The sequence below is a fragment of the Bacillus sp. NTK034 genome, from assembly GCF_017303275.1.
Taxonomy (GTDB): domain Bacteria; phylum Bacillota; class Bacilli; order Bacillales; family Cytobacillaceae; genus Cytobacillus.
This window is the reverse complement of record NZ_JAFKOJ010000002.1, coordinates 146,479-169,726: the sequence shown is the minus strand read 5'-3', so window position 1 is coordinate 169,726 and position 23,248 is coordinate 146,479. Positions and strand designations below refer to the sequence as shown.

The 23,248-nt window shown below is 40.7% G+C and carries 23 protein-coding genes, 1 other RNA gene and 1 riboswitch; of the genes, 13 read left to right on the top strand and 11 right to left on the bottom strand.

The genetic code is table 11. The annotated features are described in order from the left end of the window. Nucleotides 1-116 precede the first annotated feature (116 nt). Nucleotides 117-1,034: an ABC transporter permease subunit gene (locus tag JI665_RS06960; protein ID WP_206838119.1), complete on the bottom strand. Its 918-nt coding sequence runs from the start codon at nt 1,032-1,034 to the stop codon at nt 117-119. Between the two features lie 6 nt (nt 1,035-1,040). After that, the gene (locus JI665_RS06955; protein ID WP_206838117.1) at nt 1,041-1,934 is read right to left on the bottom strand and encodes an ABC transporter permease; all 894 of its coding nucleotides are present in this window, start codon (nt 1,932-1,934) and stop codon (nt 1,041-1,043) included. A gap of 216 nt (nt 1,935-2,150) precedes the next feature. On the opposite strand from JI665_RS06955, the gene JI665_RS06950 reads away from it, so the two are divergent. The 9 genes from JI665_RS06950 (at nt 2,151) to JI665_RS06910 (ending at nt 11,759) form a co-directional block, all read left to right on the top strand. Further along, nucleotides 2,151-4,451: a DEAD/DEAH box helicase gene (locus JI665_RS06950; RefSeq protein WP_206838115.1), complete on the top strand. Its 2,301-nt coding sequence runs from the start codon at nt 2,151-2,153 to the stop codon at nt 4,449-4,451. Then, nucleotides 4,441-5,697, top strand: coding sequence for a ribonuclease H-like domain-containing protein (locus tag JI665_RS06945; RefSeq protein WP_206838112.1), 1,257 nt, complete (start codon nt 4,441-4,443; stop codon nt 5,695-5,697). Before JI665_RS06950 ends, JI665_RS06945 begins: the two co-directional genes overlap by 11 nt. Before the next feature lie 328 nt (nt 5,698-6,025). Next, on the top strand, nt 6,026-6,403 hold the full coding sequence (locus JI665_RS06940) for a CotD family spore coat protein (RefSeq protein ID WP_206838111.1): 378 nt from the start codon (nt 6,026-6,028) through the stop codon (nt 6,401-6,403). Nucleotides 6,404-6,495: 92 nt separating this feature from the next. Then, nucleotides 6,496-7,065: a DUF1273 domain-containing protein gene (locus tag JI665_RS06935; RefSeq protein WP_206838109.1), complete on the top strand. Its 570-nt coding sequence runs from the start codon at nt 6,496-6,498 to the stop codon at nt 7,063-7,065. 80 nt (nt 7,066-7,145) lie between these two features. Continuing rightward, nucleotides 7,146-7,445 carry a cell division regulator GpsB gene (gpsB, locus tag JI665_RS06930; protein ID WP_113884602.1) on the top strand — a complete coding sequence of 100 codons (300 nt, stop codon included), beginning with the start codon at nt 7,146-7,148 and terminating at the stop codon, nt 7,443-7,445. 81 nt (nt 7,446-7,526) lie between these two features. Beyond that, an RNA gene (gene rnpB / locus JI665_RS06925) (RNase P RNA component class B) lies at nt 7,527-7,915 on the top strand. Between the two features lie 208 nt (nt 7,916-8,123). Beyond that, complete coding sequence (locus tag JI665_RS06920) at nt 8,124-9,263, top strand: THUMP domain-containing class I SAM-dependent RNA methyltransferase (RefSeq protein ID WP_206838107.1); 1,140 nt, start codon at nt 8,124-8,126, stop codon at nt 9,261-9,263. A gap of 179 nt (nt 9,264-9,442) precedes the next feature. Then, entirely contained in the window at nt 9,443-9,610 is a 168-nt protein-coding gene (locus tag JI665_RS06915; RefSeq protein WP_206838105.1) for a hypothetical protein, read from the top strand. A gap of 220 nt (nt 9,611-9,830) precedes the next feature. Beyond that, the gene (locus JI665_RS06910) at nt 9,831-11,759 is read left to right on the top strand and encodes an ATP-dependent DNA helicase (RefSeq protein WP_206838102.1); all 1,929 of its coding nucleotides are present in this window, start codon (nt 9,831-9,833) and stop codon (nt 11,757-11,759) included. Between the two features lie 36 nt (nt 11,760-11,795). On the opposite strand, the gene JI665_RS06905 is transcribed toward JI665_RS06910, so the two are convergent. From JI665_RS06905 to JI665_RS06880, 6 genes are all read right to left on the bottom strand, one after another. Beyond that, a complete protein-coding gene (locus tag JI665_RS06905) occupies nt 11,796-12,095 on the bottom strand; it encodes a metal-sulfur cluster assembly factor (protein WP_206838099.1) in 300 nt (99 codons plus the stop codon). Nucleotides 12,096-12,107: 12 nt separating this feature from the next. Continuing rightward, nucleotides 12,108-13,379, bottom strand: a complete 1,272-nt coding sequence (locus JI665_RS06900; RefSeq protein ID WP_244671121.1) for a hypothetical protein — start codon at nt 13,377-13,379, stop codon at nt 12,108-12,110. Next, entirely contained in the window at nt 13,363-13,569 is a 207-nt protein-coding gene (locus tag JI665_RS06895) for a DUF2249 domain-containing protein (RefSeq protein ID WP_206838097.1), read from the bottom strand. Before JI665_RS06895 ends, JI665_RS06900 begins: the two co-directional genes overlap by 17 nt. Continuing rightward, nucleotides 13,566-13,808: a DUF2249 domain-containing protein gene (locus tag JI665_RS06890; protein ID WP_206838095.1), complete on the bottom strand. Its 243-nt coding sequence runs from the start codon at nt 13,806-13,808 to the stop codon at nt 13,566-13,568. The genes JI665_RS06895 and JI665_RS06890 overlap by 4 nt, the downstream gene beginning before the upstream one ends. A gap of 207 nt (nt 13,809-14,015) precedes the next feature. Further along, nucleotides 14,016-14,156: a hypothetical protein gene (locus tag JI665_RS06885; RefSeq protein WP_206838091.1), complete on the bottom strand. Its 141-nt coding sequence runs from the start codon at nt 14,154-14,156 to the stop codon at nt 14,016-14,018. A gap of 6 nt (nt 14,157-14,162) precedes the next feature. After that, nucleotides 14,163-15,323 carry an MFS transporter gene (locus JI665_RS06880; RefSeq protein ID WP_206838089.1) on the bottom strand — a complete coding sequence of 387 codons (1,161 nt, stop codon included), beginning with the start codon at nt 15,321-15,323 and terminating at the stop codon, nt 14,163-14,165. A gap of 303 nt (nt 15,324-15,626) precedes the next feature. Between JI665_RS06880 and JI665_RS06875 the strand changes: the two genes are divergently transcribed. Further along, nucleotides 15,627-17,138: a carboxypeptidase M32 gene (locus JI665_RS06875; protein ID WP_206838088.1), complete on the top strand. Its 1,512-nt coding sequence runs from the start codon at nt 15,627-15,629 to the stop codon at nt 17,136-17,138. A gap of 65 nt (nt 17,139-17,203) precedes the next feature. Continuing rightward, nucleotides 17,204-18,124 carry a DMT family transporter gene (locus JI665_RS06870; protein ID WP_206838084.1) on the top strand — a complete coding sequence of 307 codons (921 nt, stop codon included), beginning with the start codon at nt 17,204-17,206 and terminating at the stop codon, nt 18,122-18,124. A 34-nt stretch (nt 18,125-18,158) separates the two neighbouring features. On the opposite strand, the gene JI665_RS06865 is transcribed toward JI665_RS06870, so the two are convergent. From JI665_RS06865 to JI665_RS06855, 3 genes are read right to left on the bottom strand one after another with little or no spacing between them, the layout of a single operon-like run. After that, nucleotides 18,159-19,814, bottom strand: coding sequence for a b(o/a)3-type cytochrome-c oxidase subunit 1 (locus JI665_RS06865; RefSeq protein ID WP_206838082.1), 1,656 nt, complete (start codon nt 19,812-19,814; stop codon nt 18,159-18,161). Further along, nucleotides 19,814-20,290 (bottom strand): cytochrome c oxidase subunit II, encoded by a 477-nt coding sequence (locus tag JI665_RS06860; RefSeq protein ID WP_113884614.1) that lies wholly within the window; start codon nt 20,288-20,290, stop codon nt 19,814-19,816. The genes JI665_RS06865 and JI665_RS06860 overlap by 1 nt, the downstream gene beginning before the upstream one ends. Nucleotides 20,291-20,311: 21 nt before the next feature. Next, nucleotides 20,312-20,461 carry a cytochrome c oxidase subunit 2A gene (locus tag JI665_RS06855; protein ID WP_113884615.1) on the bottom strand — a complete coding sequence of 50 codons (150 nt, stop codon included), beginning with the start codon at nt 20,459-20,461 and terminating at the stop codon, nt 20,312-20,314. Between the two features lie 359 nt (nt 20,462-20,820). Next, a riboswitch (purine riboswitch) is annotated at nt 20,821-20,922 on the top strand. Between the two features lie 153 nt (nt 20,923-21,075). Here JI665_RS06855 and JI665_RS06850 point away from each other — a divergent pair. Continuing rightward, complete coding sequence (locus JI665_RS06850) at nt 21,076-21,678, top strand: xanthine phosphoribosyltransferase (RefSeq protein WP_206838081.1); 603 nt, start codon at nt 21,076-21,078, stop codon at nt 21,676-21,678. After that, nucleotides 21,675-22,985 (top strand): nucleobase:cation symporter-2 family protein, encoded by a 1,311-nt coding sequence (locus tag JI665_RS06845; protein ID WP_206838079.1) that lies wholly within the window; start codon nt 21,675-21,677, stop codon nt 22,983-22,985. The genes JI665_RS06850 and JI665_RS06845 overlap by 4 nt, the downstream gene beginning before the upstream one ends. Nucleotides 22,986-23,248 lie beyond the last annotated feature (263 nt).

The following is a 23,248-nucleotide window of genomic DNA, read 5'->3' as shown; positions in this document are numbered from 1 at the left end:
ACCTCTTGCGTCTGTCCTATTAAGCTTATTGTAACAAAAAACATTCATAAACTTTATATTAAGAAAAGCTTATTATATAAAATCAGGCCCTTAAATGGATAGGCCGGCTGGAACACCTAAATATATCGGACTTTATTGGTGAAAAATGATTTTAATCCCTGAGCGAATATATTAAAAGTTAAGATGGCGCAGGTCATTGCAAAAGCTGGGAAGAAAGGAATCCAAATCGGGCCTCTTATATCCTCAAAGGCCTTCATCAGCATCATAGGCCAAGAAATCGAATTATTGATCAATTGCCAATCTCCTCCCATAGATTGGACTAAATCCTGGGAAATAAAAATGCCGACAAACCCTAATTGACCAAGCAAAAACATGACTTTTCCAAGGTCTGTAACCATATATACAAGAAGCTTACTAAAAAGAAAAGGCAGATAGTATGTTCTGAAAAGCCTGTAAGGTGAAGCCCCAGCAGCAATTCCTCCATATATATATTCCTTGGAAGATATCTGATCAAATTCCAGCTTTATCATTTCTGCAGCACGGGGCATTTCTGCCATACCTATAATTAGAAGCAGGAATAGAGGCCGGTGTTCAGTTAACAAAAATGGCGGAAGCATGGCAAGAAGCATGACAATGATGATTGTTGGAATATATGACAGCAGTCCATTAAGCCATTTAAGGAGGAGGTGTGTACCCATCCACTTTTTGTGAGCAAGAAAGGAGAGCGGAATGGCCAGTGCATATCGCAGGACAGTTATACAGGCAACCAGCAAAATTGTTTCTTTTGCTCCCAATATGACCAGGCTGAGCAAATCTCTTCCGCTTTTGTCAGTGCCGAAGAGGTAATCCTCAGATGGCGGATATGGGGGTATAACTGGCTTTTTATCCTCATTAAGGATGTATGTAATCTTTGTTAACTCGCGGTCTACAAAAGGAAGATATGGTCCGGCAAACGTGATTGCCAATAATATCAGCAGCAAAACAGTTCCTATACAAAATAAGGCATGTTTCTTAAACCATATTGAAAAGCGCATACTCCATCACAACCTTCCTTTTGGCACGAGCCAGAATTTTACTATCTGTGAAAGGACAATAGTTATAAACATGATAAAGAGGAAAGGGAGCATTAGGGACAGTGCCTTTATTTCATCATTAGAAGATATGCTGAATAGCAGCTCCTTGCCTGCCCCATTATAGCCAGCCAGCTTTTCAATGATTGGCAGGCTGGATAGGATATAGAGCATCACCAGCTGCGCCTGGTTCAAAATGGGGGACCAGCAATTCCAGAGCATATGCAGGAGTGCTTTAAAGTCGCCCAGACCTTTCGCATAGGTTGTGCGCACATATTCTTCCCCCATTTCATTTTCAAGTGCAGCCGACGTGAAACGGGACATATGAAGAAATGGAAACACGGATAAAGAAATGAGAGGCAGTAAAAAGCTATACCAATTTTCATGCCCGTAAAGCTTAAAGTGGGGCAGCCCATGCTGCATCATCAGAATCAAAAGATATTGAATGGCAATAAAAAGAAAAAAATCGGGTACGGAAGAAAACAGCCATGAAAGAAAGTTCTGCAGCTTCCCGGTGAATTTTTTTCTCCTGTAAAATTGGAGTGCACCCATCAGTGTGCCAATGAGCATGCTGGCCATAAAAGCCGGCAATATAATCTTAATGCTGCGCATAACAAATATCGCTGATTCCTCACTGACTGGCCGTCCGCTCCTTGCATCACCCAAACCTTTTTCAGTTACTATATAATCAGTAAAATCTTGTATTCTCTTTTTATATATTTCCAAGCTAAAGGGATAATCCGCTTCAACATGAAACGCCGAAAAAACAGTTACCTCTTGTTCCCGGGGAAGAAGAAGAATCAGGATAAATCCAATCAGTATTAACAAAAACACCGCTGCTGATTTTAAAATGCTGTGCAGCATGGCTTCACCTCTTTTAAATAAATGAAAAATATACATAATATTGTCCTATATTTGGAACTTTCAGTCAATTTTTTCCATGAAATCTGATTAAGAGGAATTGCGGACGAAGATTTTAAAGTTTAATAGAATATTTCCATAAAAAGTTAATGGAATTTAAGAGTTTGCTCTGTTAGAACGAACGTTTATTCGCTAGAATAGTGGTATGAGGTGAAATAGATGAAAGTACGTAAAAATCTGCCTGAAATCATGAAAGAACTTATATCTGAACAGCAATATAAAGATAATATTGTCCATTGGCATACAATAGAAGAAAAAGAGGCTAAGACTGCCTGCCTTCCGGAAGATATTCATCCCTCATTAATAGAGGCATTGCAAAAAAGGGGCATTACAAGGCTCTATACACATCAAAAAACATCTTATCGTACAGCCATTAATGGGGACAGTTTTGTAGCAGTTACTCCAACAGCCTCAGGAAAAACGCTTTGCTACAACCTTCCAGTCCTGCAGACGATTGTCAATGATCCAGATGCTAGGGCGCTTTATATGTTTCCGACAAAAGCCCTGGCACAGGACCAAAAAAGCGAAATCAATGAAATCATCCAGGAGTCTGGATTGGATATCAATTCCTATACATACGACGGGGATACACCAGCAAACATTCGGCAAAAGGTACGCAGGGCTGGGCATGTGGTTATAACAAACCCGGATATGCTTCATTCTGCGATATTGCCCCATCATACAAAATGGGTGTCTTTGTTTGAAAATTTGAAGTATGTGGTCATAGATGAACTTCATATTTACAGAGGAGTATTTGGAAGCCATGTAGCCAATGTCATACGCCGCCTTAGACGTATTTGCCGCTTTTACGGGAGTGACCCCATTTTTATCTGTACTTCTGCAACAATTGCAAATCCATTGGAACTCGCAGAAAAGCTTACAGAAAAGCCGATGAAACTCGTAGATAATAATGGAGCCCCGAGCGGGAAAAAGCATTTTGTATTTTACAATCCTCCTATTGTCAATAAACCGCTTAATATTAGAAGAAGCGCTACTCTGGAAGCGAGAAAGCTAGCAGGTGAACTTCTGAAAAACAAAATCCAGACCATTGTGTTTGCAAGAAGCAGAGTCAGAGTCGAGATTCTTCTGACCTACCTCCAGGAGCTTGTAAAGCATAAATTGGGATCTAAAGCTATTCGGGGTTATCGAGGGGGGTATCTGCCAACCCAGAGGCGGGAAATAGAAAAAGGACTTCGTTCAGGGGAGATTTATGGAGTTGTCAGCACAAATGCCCTTGAGCTCGGAGTGGACATCGGACAGCTGCAGGTTTGTATCATGACTGGATACCCCGGTACAATTGCCAGCTCATGGCAGCAGGCTGGACGTGCAGGCAGAAGGCATGGTGAATCACTTGTCATCATGGTGGCAAGTTCCAGTCCACTCGACCAATATGTTATTCAAAACCCTGAATACTTTTTTAATAAAAGTCCTGAAACAGCCAGAATTAATCCAGATAACCTTATTATTCTGGTGGATCATATCAAGTGTGCAGCCTATGAGCTTCCTTTTAATGCCGGGGAACGTTTTGGCACCTTTGAAACTGAAGAGGTATTGGAATACCTGGCAGAAGAAAGGATACTGCATCAAAACGGAGATAAATTCTATTGGATGAAAGACTCATTTCCTGCCCATAACATCAGCCTCCGTTCAGCATCACAGGAAAATGTCGTTATAATCGATCAATCAGATATCGCGAATGTGAAAGTTATTGGGGAAATGGACCGCTTTTCCGCTATGACTCTTCTGCATGAAGAAGCAATTTATCTCCACCAGGGGACCCAGTTTCAGGTGGAAATGCTTGATTGGGAAGAGAAAAAAGCCTTTGTCCGCGAAGTGGATGTAGACTATTTTACAGATGCTAACCTGGCAGTTGAGCTAAAGGTGCTGGAACAGGATAAACTCAGAACATCCACCATTGGAGAAGTAGGGTTTGGGGATGTAAGTGTAGTGGCAATGGCTACGATCTTTAAGAAAATTAAGTTTGAAACACATGAAAATATCGGATCTGGTCCAATAACACTTCCGGAAGAAGAACTTCATACAAGCTCAACCTGGCTTTCGTTTAACAAGGAATCCTTAAATTATAAGGAAGATCGGCTTGAGCAGGGACTCATCGGAACAGCGCATGCCCTGAAGCATATAGTGCCGCTATTTGTTATGTGTGATCCTCAGGATGTTCATGTTGTCCCCCAGGTAAAAGCATCCCATAATGAAAAGCCGACAATCTTTTTCTATGACAGGTACCCCGGCGGTGTAGGGTTAAGCGAGAAAATTTTTGGGGGAATAGAACATATCATGCACGAAACGATGGAAATGGTAAGCAGATGTTCATGTGACCAGGGCTGTCCTTCCTGCACCGGAACAGATACTTCATTAGAAACGGCAAAAAAAGACGTACTGAAGATACTTAGCTCTTTTAAAAATGGTGTTAATGATGCGGGTGATAGCATTGTCCATTAAAAACAAACTGAACAGGTTAAAAGGCCATCTCGGCACAGAGGATAAACAGTCATCTCCCATAAAGTTGTCAAAGAATAATATCGATGTGCCATTCAAAGAAGTATGGGAATCCGAAAATGTCTATCCATATTATTTTGAGGACTCCTATTGCCTAGTAAGGGAAAAGGAGTATAGCCTTGATCAAATGCATGGAATCTATTCTTTTGGACAGTTTACAGCGGCGGTGGAGGCCTGGAATTCTTCAGACATCAGGCATCCCCTGTCTGCTGCCGGTCATGGGCCGGAGAATCTTTTCTTTTTTGATACAGAGACAACAGGTCTGGGCGGAGGTACTGGCAATACTATATTCCTGCTTGGCCAAGCCAGTCTGCACGGGAGTAAAATAAAGCTGAAGCAGCATATCCTTCCTCAACCTGGAGCCGAGATTCCATTGTATAAGAGCTTTCTTGAAAGCATTGATTATTCAACAATGGTGACATACAACGGGAAGGCTTTCGACTGGCCGCAGGTAAAAACAAGGCATACCCTTCTTAGGGAGCATGTACCAAAACTTCCTCCATTTGGCCATTTTGATTTGTATCATGCAGCAAGAAGAATGTGGAAGCACAAACTCGAGAGGATAAAACTTGGTGCAGTAGAAAAGGATGTTTTGGGGATTGAAAGAAAGGATGATATTCCGGGTTTTCTGGCACCGATGATCTATTTTGATTTTGTGGAAAGAAAAAATCCTGAAGGAATGCTGGGAATCATAAAACATAATGAAATAGATATTTTATCCTTGATCAGTCTGTATACACATCTTTCTTTCCAAATAATGCAGCTGGATGAAAAACAGACTCCTCGTGAGGTCTATGAAGTAGGAAGATGGCTTTCAACACTGGGTGAATCTTCACAGGCGAAGACAGCCTTTAATAAAATATCCGGAGGAGAGTCTTCTGAAGCTTTGAATGCCAGGTTTGCACTGGCTTTTGAGCATAAGAAACATAAAAACTGGGATGAGGCGGCAAAATTATGGAAGGATATTGCTGAAAAAGGCTTGATGAATATGAAGGTAATATCATGCATTGAACTGGCCAAGATCTATGAGCATCGCTTAAAGGATATAGACCAGGCTATTATGTACGCAAAAAAAGCTTTTAACATGATGAAAGAAATCTCAGGTGGCGAAACAGAAAAGCTAAAAATTAAACAGGAAGAATTACATCGGCGGATTGTACGGCTTGAACGAAAGTTTAATCGAACTTAAATTTCCCTGTAACATAATTTTAATATACCAGACAAAAAAATCCACTATTTCCTAGTTGTATGTACTTCTCCTAACAGGTAAAATTATAACTTGTGTGGTACTTTTTTAGGAATTTTATATAGTGGGGCTGGTAAAATGTATAAAGCAATCTTATTTTTATTCTTCCTTGTAATTTTCACTACAGCAATCGTTTTCTCCAATTTAAAAGACAGTTTCTACAGTATGCTCTAGGGCTAGTACCTAAAAAATAGGTATTTTCATTAGTACAAGATTACTCTTTCTCACATAGGTTGTTAATGTAAAAACAATTTCGAAAGGGGATCTTTATATGTATTGCAGACCAAGACCTTCGCAGGTGATGCCTGCTGTTGTTCATCCGACAAAATGCTGTGTAACTCATTCGTTCCAGAACATTGTGGTTCCACACATACATCCTACACATCATACTCATGTAAACCACATTAACTATGAGAATCAGCATTCTTTCCCGCAATCGCAGTCTAACGTGAACCAGGTGACACAATCGAATGTTAATATGGGACCAAGACCAGGCGTGGCAGGTGCATATAGCCCAGGAATGGGTCCAGGTATGGGAATGGGCCCAGGCATGGGAATGGGTCCTGGGTATGGCGGACCAGGTACTGGCGTAGCAGGAGCATCAACCGGTATGGGTCCAAAACAAGGGCCGAGTTTTTCCGGCAGATAATAAACAAGGGCTTTATGCCCTTGTTTTATTTATATAAATATCAATGGTACTAAAATAAGTCCCAGGCAGATTTCTTTAAGGAGTTTTTGCAATTGGCAAAAGTAGCAGTTATTTCGGGGTACAAGCCTTTTGAAGTAGGGATATTTAAAAATGATGACCCGGCAGTCGGCTATATAAAAAGCGCCATAAGAAAAAGCCTGCTTTCGCTGATGGATGATGGGCTCGAGTGGGTTATCATCAGCGGGCAGCTGGGTGCCGAGCTTTGGGCAGCTGAAGTTGTATCTGATCTTAAGCTGGAAGGTTACGAAGACCTGAAGCTTGCAGTCATTACTCCTTTCTTGGAGCAGGAAGCGTCCTGGAAGGATGCGAACAAAGAATGGTATGAATCTATACTGCTTCAGGCTGATTTTATTGATTCAGTAACAAAAAAACCTTATGAAAACCCTCAGCAATTCAGATTAAAAAATCACTTTTTTGTCAGCAAAAGTGATGTGCTGCTTCTATTTTATGATTTGGAAAAAGAGGGCAGCCCTAAATATTTGTATGAAACCGCAAAAAAATATCAGGAAGAAAATGAATATGACATTAGACTAATCACCTTTTATGATTTACAATTGATTGTAGAAGAAGAACAATTCTCTCAGAGAGACATATTTGAATAATGCTCAGATAAATTGACAAATGTACATATCTCTGGAAAAATAGTATTAATTATGATTGGCGATATACTGAGGTGAGTGTCATGCTATCCGATAAAATTAAATTAACTGCAAAAGATATTTTGGAAAAAGAGTTTAAGACAGCCATGAGAGGCTATAAGCCTGAAGATGTTGATAAGTTCTTAGATTTGGTCATTAAAGATTATGAAGCATTCCATCAGGAAATTGAAGATCTTCAGCAGGAAAATATGAGATTGAAAAAACAGGTTGATGAAGCTTCACGCAGACCGGCAGCACAAACTGCAGGTACAACCAATTTTGATATTCTAAAAAGATTATCAAATCTGGAAAAACACGTTTTTGGCAGTAAATTGTACGATTGACAGGAATTGTCAGTTTTTCCTGTTTAAAACCATTGCTATTCCATCACAGATTACATATAATATTCATTGTGATCATTAATAGCGTTCGGGTAATCGCTGCAATATACTTTATATTGTAGAGGAAAGTCCATGCTCGCACAGGCTGAGATGCCTGTAGTGTTCGTGCCTAGCGAATTCATAAGCTAGGGCAGTCGGAGCTAGCTCTGGCTGACGGCAGGGAAAATGCCTAAGTCCTTCGGGATATGGCATGAATACCTTGAAAGTGCCACAGTGACGTAGCCTTTTCAGAAATGAAAGGGGTGGAACGAGGTAAACCCCGCGAGCGAGAAACCCAAATGATGGTAGGGGCACTTTCCCTGAGGAAATGAACAACGGGAAGGACAGGCAGATGCCTGTAGATAGATGATTGCCACCTGAGTACGAGACATATGTCGCTTGCAGTACTACGGTACAAAACATGGCTTACAGAACGTTATTAGTGAGACAGTATGAGTGTTATAAATTCAAGCTCTCCTTTTTGGGAGAGCTTTTTACTTTTCTGCCATGCTGGCTAAAATAATGGGGCCAAACAGGCATACGTTGCGGCTATGTATGTAAACAGATATACTTTATGTATTAATAACCAAGTTCAGTTTGGGTATACATATATAGAAATAAGAATTTAGGTAAGGTGAAAATATGTCTAAATATGATTTAATCGCCACAACGGCTATGGGGCTTGAGGCACTCGCTGCCAAAGAGGTGCGCGATCTCGGATATGAATGTGAAGTTGAAAATGGCAGAATAACATTTAAAGGCGATGAAGCTGCAATTGTACGGTCGAATTTATGGCTGAGAACAGCAGACAGGATTCGCATAAAAGTTGGAGAATTTAAAGCAACAAGTTTTGATGAGCTTTTTGAGAAAACAAAATCGCTGCCCTGGGAAAAGTATATGCCTGAAAATGCCGAATTTCCTGTATCAGGAAAATCTGTGAAGTCCAAGCTTTTTTCCGTTTCTGACTGTCAGGCTATAGTCAAGAAAGCAATAGTGGAACGAATGAGAACGAAGTATCACAAGTCAGGCTGGCTCGAAGAAAATGGGCCGTTATTTAAAATAGAAGTTGCTCTTCATAAAGATGTAGCGCTTTTGACCATCGATGCCAGCGGAAGCGGCCTGCATAAACGGGGATATCGTGCAGGGCAGGGGGAAGCGCCACTGAAGGAAACACTTGCTGCTGCATTGGTTATGCTGACTAATTGGAACCCGGATAAGCCATTTGCAGATCCTTTCTGCGGATCTGGCACTATCCCGATAGAAGCAGCGTTAATCGGCCAGAATATTGCACCAGGTTTTAATCGTGAATTCATATCGGAAGGATGGTCATGGATACCTGAAAAAGTCTGGGAAGATGCAAGGAATGAAGCTGAAGACCTGGCGAATTATGATCAGCCTCTCGATATTGCAGGTGCTGACATTGATCACAGGATGGTGAAAATAGCTGAAGAAAATGCATTTGAAGCTGGATTGGGAGATTTAATAAACTTCAAACAAATGCAAGTGCGCGATTTTACGACTGCTAAGGAATATGGTGTCATTGTCGGAAATCCTCCATATGGGGAAAGACTTGGTGAGAAGTCTGCGGTACAGCGAATGTATGCTGAAATGGGGAGTGCATTTGCTTCTCTTGACACATGGTCCATTTATATCCTGACCTCAGACGAAGAATTTGAAACTCACTTTGGAAAAAAGGCAACTAAGAAACGCAAGCTCTTCAATGGTTTTATTCGCACTGACTATTACCAGTACTGGGGAAAAAGACCGCCAAGAAATAAATAGTATTAAAAAACAAAAGCATAATTCCTTCTGAAACTGTATAGAATATCTCTATCTGATTCTTTTTTTCATACCATAAGAATCTATATTCTATTTCGAGAGCTGTCTAGCTCCAGCGCCTACCCCTCGAGGGATTGTCGGGGGCGGGCAAGGCGCTTGCGCTTTTCTAAGGAGGGGTGGCAATGAAGCATTCCAGCATCGATTTTTATAAAATTTCCCAGGCGCTGAATGGAACACTTGAAGCAATACAGGGAGATGGTGATCCATCAGCAGAAGCACTGGAGAGTCTAAGAAATGCACAGGACGAACTGCAGCAGGCATTGTCATTTTCTATGTCACGTGTCAACTGATCGTCAATATTGAGCAGGGCTGCCTTAAATAGCACCCCTGTTTTTTTATGTGAAAGATCAATATACGATTTTTTATAAATCTTGACACTTGCAGTATTTGAGATAAAATTATATGATGTTCATTTGATTATTAACAATCTAAATATGAAATAATGATAGAACTGAAATCAAAGCGTCTGGATAAAAAGGCGCTTTAACTTTTTAATTACGGAGGGGTAGCATGTCTAACCGAATGCCTTTTGCCGTATCCAAGAGCGAATCTTTTTACGAAAAGCTTAGTGAGTGGATCGGAGATGTTTTTTACGATATATTGCCTGAAGCAGGATTTGAAATTCGGGATGAGCAAATATTTATGGCCTTTCAGCTGGAGAAGGCATTTAAAGACAAGAGTGTTATATTTGCTGAGGCCGGTGTTGGGACCGGGAAAACGATTGTTTATCTTTTATATGCAATCAGTTATGCAAGGTACATAAACAAACCTGCTATTATCGCCTGTGCGGATGAGACTTTAATCGAGCAGCTGGTGAAAAAGGAAGGAGATATTGCCAAGCTGGAAAAAGCACTGGGGTTGAATATTGATGTCAGGCTGGCAAAATCACGTGATCAGTACCTATGTTTAAATAAGCTGGACAAGCTCGTAGCGAATGATGTTCATGATCATTATAACCGTATTTTTGATGATCTTCCTGATTTTGTTCAAACAGGCTCTTCCATGCAAAAGTTTGAGAGATATGGTGACCGGAAAGATTATCCTGATTTGCCGGATGAGCATTGGACGAAAGTTGCGTGGGATTCAATCCAGGATTGTTTTACTTGTGAGAAGCGCCACCGCTGCGGTCAAACTCTCCATCGGGAATATTACCGGAGCGCAAAAGACTTGATTATTTGTTCGCATGATTTTTATATGGAACATATCTGGACCAAGGAATCAAGAAAACGTGAAGGGCAGCTGCCCTTGCTTCCAGAGAGCTCCTGTGTGGTTTTTGATGAAGGCCATTTGTTGGAATATGCCTCCCAAAAGGCCCTGACTTATCGTTTTACTGAGCAGATACTGGAATCCATTTTGACAAGGCTCATGGCTAATGATGTACGTGAAAAAACGTTAAATATAATTGAGGATGCTATTTACCAGAATGAGCATTTCTTTATAACACTTTCCATGTCCGCTTCAGGTGACGCAGGCTCTGACAAGAAAACGATTGAAAAAACTGCCGATGTAATGAGAGAAGGCAGTAAACTGCAGAGCTTAATCAATACACTTGAGGAAGAACTGGTGTTTGAAAGCGAAATGTACGTTATTAATGAATATGACTTAAAAATTGTCGAAGAATATCTTGAGCAAATCGCATACTCACTTTCACTATTCCTAAAGGATTTAAAAGGAATTACCTGGTTTGAAGAAAATAATGGTGAAAGAACCCTGGTCATCATGCCAAGAATGGTGGAAGATATTATGCGGGAAGAAGTATTTTCCCAAAAGAAGCCGTTTGTATTCTCTTCAGCAACATTGTCAGAAAATAAATCCTTTGATTATATGGCAAAGAGCCTTGGAGTAGATGATTATTTATCTTTTACTGTAGATTCCCCGTTCGACTATGAAGAAAATATGGTCATTCGCATGCCGGAATTTGCAGAGGAATCATGTTTAGCGAAGATGGAATATATTCTGGAACAAATTAAGCTGACAGAAGGCAGGGCTTTAGTATTATTTAACAGCCCTTCTGAATTGGCAGAATTCAAAGCCTTTGCATCGGGAAAATTGAGTATGCCGATCTTTTTTGAAGGGGATGCAGAAATAAGTACCCTCGTGTCAAATTTCCAAAATGATGAGCATTCAGTCCTCTGCTCTGTCCATTTGTGGGAAGGTCTAGATATACCGGGAAGATCCCTGGAAAATGTGCTTATTTTTGGCTTGCCATTTCCTCCTCATGATCCGGTCTTTACAGCCAAAAGGGAAGGTTCATCTGATCCTTTCAGAGAGGTTGATCTGCCATATATGATTCTGCGGTTAAGACAGGGAATTGGGCGATTAATTAGAACACATGAAGACAAGGGCACCGTTCATATTCTGATGAATAAAAATGAAAACCAGGAAGTGCGTGAAACGATAATAAGGGTTCTGCCTTCAGAGCCATCCATAAAAAGCTGAACAAAGGCAGTGCCCCAAGCGGGCGCTGCCTTATTGTTAACCTCTCAAAAGCTGATTAGCTTCAGGTGTCATAAGGGCAGGGGTCCAGGCAGGCTCCCAGACAAGATTAACCTCGACAGCAGAAAATTGCTTCAGATCTTCGATGCAATACTTTACTCCGCTGACAATACTGTCATGGAGCGGGCATCCGGGTGTTGTAAGGGTCATGGTAATTACTGTCTTGCCATCATCGGGAAAATCAATATCATAAATAAGTCCCAAATCAACCACGTTTATATTTAACTCAGGATCCATTACTCTTTTTAGATTGCTGAGAACTAATTCTTTTGGATTCAAGTTCATATCCTCCTATTTTTTTAAAACAGTAATAATCAAATAACAGAAAACAATGCTGGCGCCAGCCGTTAAAACCTGACCGGATAGGAACAGGACAAGGTGTTTATATGCTATGGAGACTGTCACACTGAGTATACCGAGAATGAAAGCGGAAAGAACCGGAATGGCTGCCTTGTCATTTATCATATCCTTTAGCGAAGGTACACTCTTTTTGCCGATTTCTTTGCTGTATTTCCAAGTCCACCATAGGAATGGCACAATTTTAAATAGATAACCCCAAATGCTCAATGCTACCCAAAGCATGAGATATGCAAATGCCAGATACCCGACGGTACTTTCAAGTCTGCCGGTTAACGAGCATATGAAAGCCCCCAGGTGGATGGCCAGTCCTGCAAGTATAGCGAGAAGAGCAAATCGAAATGAATAATCAAGCTTTTTCTTTACTCTTTTCTGCAGGATTTGCAGCATGTGCCAGGTGAAGAATGCAAATCCGCCTGCAAGGATCATTAATGCAATGGTAAGAAGTGAACTTTTCTCTGTGAAAAAAGAGATAACTGCGGCAGCCAGACCTGCTGCATAAACCGTAAAGACATATTTGGTCGGCTTCATGCTATAGCCATGAGACAAGGAAAACATGGGAACCATTTTATAGGAAAATCCAAAAATCAGGAGTGTAAACCAGCCCGCTGTTCCAAGCAGTATATGGCTTTTAAAGACTGCTTGATAATAATCAGAAATAAATCCTGTTTTCATGCTGTAGACCAGGATGATTCCCATTAGAATAACAGTTAACAGACTAATCAGTGCAGTTCCCACGAAAAGAGTCAATACATTAGGCTTCGCCTGCTGCCTTATAGTCATGAACATTTGCAGTAAAAACATTAAGATGCCACTTAAAGTAATCAGCCCAGGCAGCATCGCGCTCTCTGGAGTATGAAATAAACTATGGGCAAAATATAAGATTCCAAATGCAGTAACCGTAAATTGGAAAAAGCCAAACTTTTCATTCCATATAGGTGTAAGAAAGGCCACCGGTACGAGCTGATACATGGCTCCCATTGCAGTCATCAGCCCCCAGCCCAATATAAACAAATGAGCCGCTGACCAAATGGCGGGTATACGAAAATGACTGTTAATTATGGATTCCCCTTGAAAAAGAATGAGCGCCATAGATCCTATTAAACAGAGCAGGCTGAAAAGAATAAATGAAAAAGGAAGTTTGATATTGGTCTCATTTTTTGTATTGGCCAGCAACGAGATCACCTGCTTATTTTTTGATTTCAATTAAAAAGCTTCCGTCTTCCTGTTCGGAAGTTACATATTTGCAGCCCATTTCGTCCAGTTGTTCATAAAGAAACATGGGCCGCCTGTCATTTATAATTGATAAGGTTTCTCCCTCTGTCAAATCTTCAAGAGCCGCGAGTGTTCTCATCATCGGCTGCGGCGGCTCCAGCCCCCGGTTATCCAGTTTCATTTTGAAGCACCTCTCTTAGTAAAGGTCACTTTCCAATGCTTCTTTTCAATTTCTTCAGCTTTATATTCGAAGTCTTTAGCCTTTAATACTCCAAAAAGAGGGATGGGCTTAAACGGGGCATGAAGTATAAAAACATCATCGATATCAAGTTCAGCTATCGCCGACATGATTTTTTGGAACGGCTCCAATTTATTTTTTATATCCTCTCTTACATCAAGTTCAATAACTTTGTTTTCCATTCTGATCTCTCCTTTAATTGGCAGATGGTTTAATTTAGTTCTAATAACAGAAATCAATTGCCAGTGAGAATTGTTATTAATTGCTTTAAGTTTAACATCGGCAGCTCTTCAACTAAGTGACATATATCATATTTCGAAGAACATATTACAAAAGGCATTACTAATCTATGAAAAAAAATCATTAGGACAAAAAAAATCCGCAGATGCTTACTCTGCGGATTCTGCCTGTTCTTCAATACATTCAAAACAGATTGTTTCATTTTTTTCATTATGGACTCCGTTGAAGAATCCATCAAGACAGTATAGATCTTTGCCGCAAACAGAGCAGCTGCTAACTAATTCTTTCATTTTCGGTCACTCCCGGCTCTTTAATAATTGGGAACTCCGCTTTTTAAAGTATATGAACATGCCGCATACCGTTAACAGTAAAAGTGCTGCGGCGATCAAAAAACCTATATTGAAAGTTACTCCCAATAAACCTAATAGGGTGGAGCCGGCTACAACGCCCAAAGAAAAAAAGGCATAAAAGAGGCCAAACGCCTTTCCTCTTGTTTTTTCTGTTGTATGGCTGGCTATAAGGGCATTAATGGAAGGGAATAAAAGTGCAAACCCGGTGCCGTAAAGAACCATGCATAAAAACATGAATACAAGGGAAGAAGCTGAACTTAGCAGAACGAGGGCCATCCCAATAATCAGCATTCCTGCAAGCATGCTATTGTGGTGTTTATAGGCATCAAAAATATTATTAATAGGCAGCAGAAAAATAAGGATGGCGGTGATTCCGAAAGTGCTTAATAAAATCCCGCTGTATATCGAATCAAATTGCAAAGCTTCTACCTGAAGAGGAAGAAGGTAGGCAAGTGTCCCTTGAGCAAACATGAGTGAAAAAGCTCCTAAATAACTTGCTGCCAGCATAGGATTCTTTAATAATGGAAGCATTTTTTCAGAATGAGAGCTTTCTTCTTTTACTTTTTTCTGATACCCTGACGGCAAAAACACAAAGGCCAGGACTGCACTGCTGATCATCGTTGCCGCTATAATTAAAAAGACCCAGTTTATGCTGTAATTGGAAGCAATCACAGCGCCAAAAGCAGGCCCGACTATGGCAGAAAAGCCAACAGCTGCACCCGATACAGCCATTTTTTTACCCTGTTTGTCTGATTTTCCGCGGTCTGCAATGACTGTAAAAGCTGCAGGTACCAGAAAGCCGCCAAATAACCCATGAAAAAATCTTACTGTAATTAAATGCAAAGGTGTCTCAGCAAATGTATACAGTACTACAATAATGCCAGTTAAGGAAAGGCCAGAGACCAAAACTTTCTTTGCTCCGCTTTTATCTATCCAATAGCCTGCCAAAATATTGCCTATCATATTCGAGAAGGAATACATCCCAACAATTAATCCCACAAAGGCTGGTGAAGAGTCAAAGGATTTGGCAAAAGGGCTCATAATGGGGAGCTGGGAAAAGGTATCTATAAATGCTGCAATAACGATAAAGTAAATCAAATATTTCATGCTATCTCACTTTCTCGCGTCCAACGGGCAGTAAGACCTTCACTTTAGGACTCAGAGGAATCAAAAGAGAATAAGTGGGGGGCCAAACTGCCCGTAAGGGCCCGATAAATTCAACTAATAATCAGCGGGGAAAAGCGCCCCCGCTAATTGAAGTTTCACTTTAGGTTAGTTCACTTTACACCATTATAACTCTTTGGCCGGCAGGTTAAAAAGAAAAACAGCAAAGGGAAAAGATTATGATGACTTCCTTTTCAGAAAAGTATGATAAAATGTTAATATATTAGATATATAGGGGGTAAAATTGTGGCAGAATCATTAAAACAGACAGAACAGCAATTCCTTGATTATGTCAAAAAAATGACGGCCTATAATGAAGCCATCGGGCTGATGTATTGGGATATGCGGACAGGGGCACCCAAGCAGGGGCTGGAACAGCGTTCCGAAGTGATTGGAATGCTCTCTTCAGAAGTATTCAAAATGTCAACATCTGAGGAAATGGCTGCATACATAGCGAAACTTTCCGGCCGGGAAAATCTTACTGAAGTGACATTGAAAACTCTTGAAGAATGCAAAAGGGATTATGATCGGAATAAAAAAATTCCTGCAGAGGAATATACGGAGTATGTCATCCTGCAATCCAAAGCTGAGAACATTTGGGAAGATGCAAAGGCGGGCTCTGATTTTAAGATGTTTCAGCCATATTTGGAAAAGCTTGTTGAAATGAATAAACGATTCATTTCTTATTGGGGATATGAAGGCAACAAATATAATACTCTGCTGGATATGTATGAACCTGGTGTTACCGTTGAAACACTTGATCAGGTGTTTGGACAGCTGAGGGAAAAAATCGTCCCTCTGGTTCAGCAAATTTCCGAATCACAGAATAAACCGGACACCAGCTTTTTATTTGAACACTTTGCCAAGGACAAACAGCGGGATTTCAGCCTTAAAGTTCTTGATCAAATGGGCTATAACTTTAAGGCAGGACGCCTTGATGAGACTGTTCATCCTTTTGCAACAGGTTTAAATCCCGGTGATGTCCGAGTGACTACCAAATATGATGAAACTGATTTCCGGACAGCTGTATTTGGCACGATTCATGAAGGCGGGCATGCTCTTTATGAACAGAATATTTCTTCTGACCTGGTGGGAACTCCGCTATGCTCTGGAACATCAATGGGAATTCATGAATCACAGTCATTATTTTATGAAAACTTTGTTGGAAGACATTTTTCATTCTGGAAAAGGAATTATGACCTTCTTAAAGAATATGCCAGCGGTCAATTTGATGACGTGCCGATAGATGCATTTTATCGTGCCATTAATGAATCAAAGCCGTCTTTAATCCGTATTGAAGCAGACGAATTAACATATCCGCTTCATATCATCATCCGTTATGAAATTGAAAAGGGCTTGTTCAATGATGAAATCGAAGTTAAAGACCTTCCTGCAATCTGGAATGCAAAATATGAACAATATCTGGGAGTAAAGCCTGAAAATGACGGCGAAGGCATTCTGCAGGATGTCCACTGGGCAGGAGGAAGCTTCGGCTATTTCCCTTCCTATGCTTTAGGCTATATGTATGCAGCACAGCTTAAAAACAGCATGTTAAAGGATTTGCCAAACTATGATGAATTACTTGAAGAGGGCAATCTATTGCCAATCAAAGAGTGGTTTACCCAAAATGTGCACCAGTTCGGTAAAATGAAAAAACCGCTTGAAATTTTAAATGACGTAACGGGTGAAGGCCTGAATGCCCAGCATTTAATTAACTATCTATATGATAAGTATGGTAAGGTGTATCAGTTGAAATAGGTTTCTATTAATAATTTGAGTAAGAGGGTGGCCTCAGCCATCCTCTTACTTCATGGAGAGAAATAATGAAGAAAATACTTCCATTCTTAATGATTGCGTTAGGAGCAAGTCTATGGGGGATTATTGCTGTATTTGTAAAAGGGCTCGGGGAATTTGGATTCTCAGCTATGGAAATTGTGGCTGTGAGAGTTTTTTTTGCGGCCATATTTCTCGTTCTATTCGGAATTATGCGTTTCCGGAATCGCTTTAAACTGGAATCTGCCTCTGACATCCGGTTTTTTGTTGGAACCGGAATTCTTAGCATCGTCTTTTTTAATTATTGTTATTTCACAGCAATGAACCAGATCAGCATTTCATTGGCAGTCGTTCTGCTTTATACCGCTCCGGCTTTTGTGACTATATTATCTTACCTGTTTTTAAAGGAAGGGATAAACCTAAGAAAGGTTGCAGCTGTGGCAGGCACCATTGTGGGCTGCATTCTAGTTGCCGGATTATCAGCTGGCAGCAGTGATATTACTCTTCTTGGAATTTTGACGGGATTAGGTGCCGGGTTTGGCTATGCACTTTATACAATCTTCGGGAAATTTGCCTTAAGAAAGTATCATCCCTTTACAGTTACGCTTTATACATTCCTAATAGCTTCGGTATTTCTTATCCCGGTAACAAAGCTATGGACAAAAGCTTCAGTTTTTTTGAACACTGAAGTTTTGTTTCTTAGTATTGGTTTGGGATTTGTTCCTACGGTTCTTGCCTATTTTGTATATACATGGGGTCTGGAAAAAACGGATGGAAGCAGGGCAGCTGTCATCGCTACAGTTGAACCAGTCGTGGCCATGCTTCTAGGAGTCACACTTTACGGGGAAAGTCTCGGTGTAGTCCAGATTGCAGGCGCATTGCTGATACTCAGTTCCGTAATTATTGTGAATTTGCCCGCAAAAAGGAAAAATGCAGGAATCGTGGCTGAATCAAGCAAGCTTGAACACTAAAACACTCCGTCCATAGTGGAACGGAGTGTTTTTTCTACCAAAGCTTATATCCTTTAGCCCCGGGAGGTGCATTTTGAATTAAATCTATAAATGGGATGGTGTAGGCAAATAGAATAAGAACAACCGTAATTCCAAGCCAAAGCTTCCAATTTTCAAATACCATTGGAGCTTTGTCGGCTTCATCGGCAGCTTCTCCTATAGGGAATTCCTGCTCTCCCTTTGGTGCGAAAAAGGCAAGGTTGATGAAGATATAAAGCATTAAGATGATGCCTATAAATAGGATAGAACCGCCGATTGCCTGTGCAACCTGGTATGGAATCCATTCTGCTGCCTGTGCTGCTCCGCCATATTCAGAGTATGATGAACGGCGCGGTGCTCCCAGAAGACCGGCAGCATGCATGGCACCAGACATGAATGTCATTCCGATTGCCCAGATAACTGCCTGGATGATTCCTAATTTATTCATCGCTTTTGTTAATGTTCTTCCTGTCAGATGAGGAATCAGCCAGTAAGAAACCCCAAAGAATGTAAGTACTACAGATGTTGCCACTGTTAAGTGAAAGTGGCCGGTTACCCATATCGTGTTATGGACAACCTGGTTCATCTGGTGGGACGCATTAACGATACCGCCTGCACCCGCTGGAATAAAGGCAACCATCCCGATGAAAGGAACAGTAAATCGCGCATCTCCCCAAGGCAGTTTTTTTACCCAGCCGAATAATCCTTTGGCCCCTTTGGAACGGCCAAAGCTTTCAAAAGTGGCAAATAGAGAAAATGCAGTCATCAGAGATGGAATGACAACCAGGAATGTCAGGATAACCTGAAAGAATTTCCATGCTGGATCAATTCCCGGCTCCATTAATTGATGGTGAAATCCGACAGGGATTGAGAAAAGCAGGAATAAAATGAATGACAAACGTGCCAATGAATCTGAGAATATTTTTCCGCCGATGACCTTGGGAATAACAACATACCAGGCCATGTATGCAGGCAATAGCCAGAAATAAACAAGCGGATGTCCGAAATACCAGAATAAAGTACGGCTGACTCCGATATTTACTGTTTCTGCAAACCCCAATGACCAAGGAAGAAGCTGGAAAAGAACGGTAGAAGCTACACCGATTGTTGCCACAATCCACATCATCGTGTTGACCAATGACATAAAGGTTAATAACGGCCTCGGCTGTCCGGGATTTCTTCTTCGCCATTCTGCATACTTCATAATGATGGCTGCCCCGTCAATCCAGCTTCCCACTATAACAAGTGTTAAACCGATATAATACAATGCATGTGCCTGAAGAGGAGCATAGAAAGTATAAAGAACAGTAGCTTCATTCAGCAGGATCATAACAGCTGCAAGAACAGTTCCTGCAGTCATCAGCCAAAAACCGATCCAGCCGGCAATCCGCTGTTTATTTGTAAGGGTTCCTGATGTTTTGCTTGTCGCTGCTATCTGGAAACCCATTATAAAAAAGGTGGTAAGTACAAGTCCGAGTACAACACCGTGAACCGTGAGAATTTGGTAATACCCGATGCCTGCAGGAAGCTCGAATTTACCGGAGCGGACCAAAGTCTGCAATAAACCAGCAAGGCCGCCTACTGCTAAAGCTGTAAATGCAACGAAAAAGTGAGCCATTGCCAATTTTCCGTCACGGCGGTCAACTTTTAATTTTGCTGAAGGATTTAACATTATTCCACCACCTTAATTTTAGACGACATCATGTGGTGACCAACACCGCAATATTCATTACATACAATTAAGTATTCGCCAGTTTTATCAAATGTTGTAACATGTTCACTGATATAGCCGGGTTCAAGCATCATGTTGATATTTGATCCCGCAACTTCAAAACCGTGGACGACATCTTTGGTTGTTGCGATAATTTTCACTTTGGCACCATATGGAACCTCTACTTCAGCTGGGCTATAGGAAAACGCAGATGCTACGTATACCAATTCGTAATCCCAATCTTTCCCTTCTACCTTTTTCAGCCCTGGCTCATTAAATGGAGCGGTAGTATCGACCTTTTCAGGGTCGATTGTTGCCAAACAGCTTGGGGGCTGATTGCCCAGGTAAAATGCGCTGACTCCCAGGACTGTTAAAAAAACAAGCAGCGATCCGATTCCAAAAGTGAGCCAGGCCTTTTCAAATTTATGCATATGCATGGCTTTTTCCCCTTTCTAATTCTAAAAGCGGCTGATAAATAGTGAATAAACACCCACCCATGTAATGATCAGGAAGAATCCTAATAAGAAAACGGAAGCTAGCGTTCCCTTTAAGGAAGAGCTATCCTCTATTTCAGTTTTTGTTTTTCGGCTGAGTTCCGTTTTCGCCATTGCCCTTCACTCCTTTCGAATATTTGGAAAAAGTAAATGATTACACTTTCATAATACAAAACATTTAGGAAGATTCTAGATGCTTTCAGTGAGTTCACAAATTGTTCATTCGTAACTTAAACACTATGATAATAGTGAAAAATTGATATTTAAGTGATTTATGTCACAAAAAACTCCTTTAAATTGTGAAAAAACTGTGAAGGTTTAATTGAGCTTCAGAAAGTAGGCAAATTATTTAAAATAAACATACTGAAGAGGGTGAATTATCTGATTAGCGAACAATTTTCTGGTAATTTATTGTTTAGTTCGTATTTAGTTAAAGTTTTGATTGAAGTATTAGTAAATGATGTTATAATGTTAATAAATTAATAACATTCACTCATATAATCGCGAGGATATGGCTCGCAAGTTTCTACCGGGTTACCGTAAATGATCCGACTATGAGTGAGCAATGTACAGGACGCTTTAGTCATCCTTGTTTGCCTGCAGCTTAGATCATTAGCCTGAAGGCCATTGCTTCACTCATTTTTATGTTGTGAATGCGATGGGTTTCAGGCTTTTTATTTGGCTGGAATGAGTAATTGAAGGCTTTCTATCATAGAGGAGGATGCAAAATGGATATGCTTATTGAAAAAATAAAGAGCGAAGGGATTGTTTTATCGCCGTCAGTTTTAAAGGTGGATTCTTTTCTGAACCACCAAATAGATCCTCAGCTAATGCATGAAGTCGGCAAAGAATTTGCAGATAGATTCTCCAGCAGCGGGATTACAAAAATATTGACTATCGAATCTTCGGGGATTGCGCCAGCTGTAATGGCGGGGCTCCAGTTGAATGTTTCAGTTGTATTTGCGAGAAAAAGAAAATCTCTTACTCTGGTAAATGACCTGATTACAGCCTCTGTCTATTCTTTTACTAAGGAAGAAACAAGTGAAATCTCTGTTTCAAAGAAATATCTTTCAGAAAAAGACAATGTTCTTATTATCGATGATTTTCTAGCGAATGGACAGGCAGCATTAGGTCTTGCGGATATAGCGAATAAAGCGGGATCAGCTATAGCAGGGATTGGAATCGTTATTGAAAAAGGCTTTCAAAATGGCGGACAGCTGCTGAGGGAAAAGGGATTTCGGGTTGAATCCTTAGCAATTATTGACTCGCTTGAAAGCGGCATAATCAGCTTTGATAAAACAGCAAAGAAAATGGAGGAATTGATGCGATGAATCAGAATCCGGTTAGAATTGCTTCCCTTGGAATTCAGCATGTCCTTGCCATGTATGCAGGCGCAGTAATTGTACCATTGATTGTAGGAGGAGCATTGGGATTAACAGGGGAACAGCTTACCTATCTAGTTTCAATTGATATTTTTATGTGCGGTATTGCAACACTTCTTCAAGTATTGCGCAGCAGATTTTTTGGGATTGGCCTTCCGGTTGTTCTTGGCTGCACATTTACTGCCGTTGGGCCTATGATTGCGATTGGCGGGCAATATGGAATACCAGCAATCTATGGTTCGATCCTTATTTCAGGCTTGTTTGTTGTAGCTGTTTCAAAGTATTTTGGAAAACTGGTGAAATTTTTTCCGCCTGTTGTAACAGGGTCGGTAGTTACAATTATCGGAATTACGTTAATTCCTGTTGCTATGAACAACATGGCTGGAGGACAGGGAAGCCCTGACTTTGGTTCCATGACAAACATTGCATTGGCTTTTGGAACTTTGCTGTTCATCATTATTCTCTTCCGCTTCTTTAAAGGCTTTATTCGTGCGATTGCCATTTTGCTTGGGCTGGCTGCTGGCACCATTACAGCGTTTTTCATGGGCATGGTAGATTTCTCTGCAGTTGGAGAAGCTTCCTGGTTTCATATGCCATCACCATTCTATTTTGGCATGCCGACATTTGAGGTGACTGCGATCCTTACTATGATTCTCGTAGCAATGGTCAGTTTAGTTGAATCTACGGGCGTTTATTTTGCTCTGGGTGATATCTGTGAAGAAAAATTGGAAGAAAAGGATCTGTCAAATGGTTATCGTGCAGAAGGGCTTGCAATCATCCTGGGTGCTGTCTTTAATGCTTTTCCTTATACAACATATTCCCAAAACGTCGGACTTCTTCAGATGTCAGGCGTAAAAACGAAAAATGTTATATATACAGCTGGGGCTTTTCTTGTACTGCTTGGGCTAGTTCCGAAAATCGGCGCATTGACAACAATTATTCCAACTCCCGTATTAGGGGGCGCAATGGTAGCCATGTTCGGTATGGTAGTCGCTTATGGAATAAAAATGCTCAGCAAAGTTGAATTCTCCTCTCAGGAAAATTTATTAATCATTGCCTGCTCTGTCGGGATGGGATTGGGAGTAACAGCCGTACCTGAATTATTCGCGCAAATGCCTTCCAGTGTGCGCATCCTGACTGATAATGGAATAGTGGCGGGCAGTGTGACGGCAATTCTTTTAAACATCGTATTCAATGTTGCTAAAGGTAAAAAAGCAGTTCAGCCTGCATCTTTTGCGGAGCAGAAGGCTTCATAATTCTTCTTGCGGCAATCACAATAATTCTGGCAATCAATATAATATTCTATCGGTATTTTACATTTCCTAAGCGATTGTTTCTCGCAAGAAAGAGAGTGTAATGTGATGGAGAAATATTATTGTGATAACTGCCGGCTTTTATATAATGAAGAAGAGGTTTGTGCTGCTTGCGGTATCCTGGTTACGAAAAAAATATATATAGAAGTACAAAAGCACCATAAAAAGAATAATGGATTGGATGCATCCGAATAACTTTGTCATTG

What these genes read in the sequence shown, in the direction of transcription:
- JI665_RS06950 (WP_206838115.1), top strand. Translation starts at nt 2,151, where the DNA reads ATGAAAGTACGTAAAAATCTGCCTGAAATCATGAAAGAACTTATATCT.
- JI665_RS06960 (WP_206838119.1), bottom strand. Translation starts at nt 1,034, where the DNA reads ATGCGCTTTTCAATATGGTTTAAGAAACATGCCTTATTTTGTATAGGA.
- JI665_RS06870 (WP_206838084.1), top strand. Translation starts at nt 17,204, where the DNA reads ATGAAGAAAATACTTCCATTCTTAATGATTGCGTTAGGAGCAAGTCTA.
- JI665_RS06880 (WP_206838089.1), bottom strand. Translation starts at nt 15,323, where the DNA reads ATGAAATATTTGATTTACTTTATCGTTATTGCAGCATTTATAGATACC.
- JI665_RS06915 (WP_206838105.1), top strand. Translation starts at nt 9,443, where the DNA reads ATGAAGCATTCCAGCATCGATTTTTATAAAATTTCCCAGGCGCTGAAT.
- JI665_RS06865 (WP_206838082.1), bottom strand. Translation starts at nt 19,814, where the DNA reads ATGTTAAATCCTTCAGCAAAATTAAAAGTTGACCGCCGTGACGGAAAA.
- JI665_RS06940 (WP_206838111.1), top strand. Translation starts at nt 6,026, where the DNA reads ATGTATTGCAGACCAAGACCTTCGCAGGTGATGCCTGCTGTTGTTCAT.
- JI665_RS06895 (WP_206838097.1), bottom strand. Translation starts at nt 13,569, where the DNA reads ATGAAACTGGATAACCGGGGGCTGGAGCCGCCGCAGCCGATGATGAGA.
- JI665_RS06860 (WP_113884614.1), bottom strand. Translation starts at nt 20,290, where the DNA reads ATGCATATGCATAAATTTGAAAAGGCCTGGCTCACTTTTGGAATCGGA.
- JI665_RS06855 (WP_113884615.1), bottom strand. Translation starts at nt 20,461, where the DNA reads ATGGCGAAAACGGAACTCAGCCGAAAAACAAAAACTGAAATAGAGGAT.
- JI665_RS06910 (WP_206838102.1), top strand. Translation starts at nt 9,831, where the DNA reads ATGTCTAACCGAATGCCTTTTGCCGTATCCAAGAGCGAATCTTTTTAC.
- JI665_RS06885 (WP_206838091.1), bottom strand. Translation starts at nt 14,156, where the DNA reads ATGAAAGAATTAGTTAGCAGCTGCTCTGTTTGCGGCAAAGATCTATAC.
- JI665_RS06955 (WP_206838117.1), bottom strand. Translation starts at nt 1,934, where the DNA reads ATGCTGCACAGCATTTTAAAATCAGCAGCGGTGTTTTTGTTAATACTG.
- JI665_RS06920 (WP_206838107.1), top strand. Translation starts at nt 8,124, where the DNA reads ATGTCTAAATATGATTTAATCGCCACAACGGCTATGGGGCTTGAGGCA.
- JI665_RS06845 (WP_206838079.1), top strand. Translation starts at nt 21,675, where the DNA reads ATGAATCAGAATCCGGTTAGAATTGCTTCCCTTGGAATTCAGCATGTC.
- JI665_RS06850 (WP_206838081.1), top strand. Translation starts at nt 21,076, where the DNA reads ATGGATATGCTTATTGAAAAAATAAAGAGCGAAGGGATTGTTTTATCG.
- JI665_RS06890 (WP_206838095.1), bottom strand. Translation starts at nt 13,808, where the DNA reads ATGGAAAACAAAGTTATTGAACTTGATGTAAGAGAGGATATAAAAAAT.
- gpsB (WP_113884602.1), top strand. Translation starts at nt 7,146, where the DNA reads ATGCTATCCGATAAAATTAAATTAACTGCAAAAGATATTTTGGAAAAA.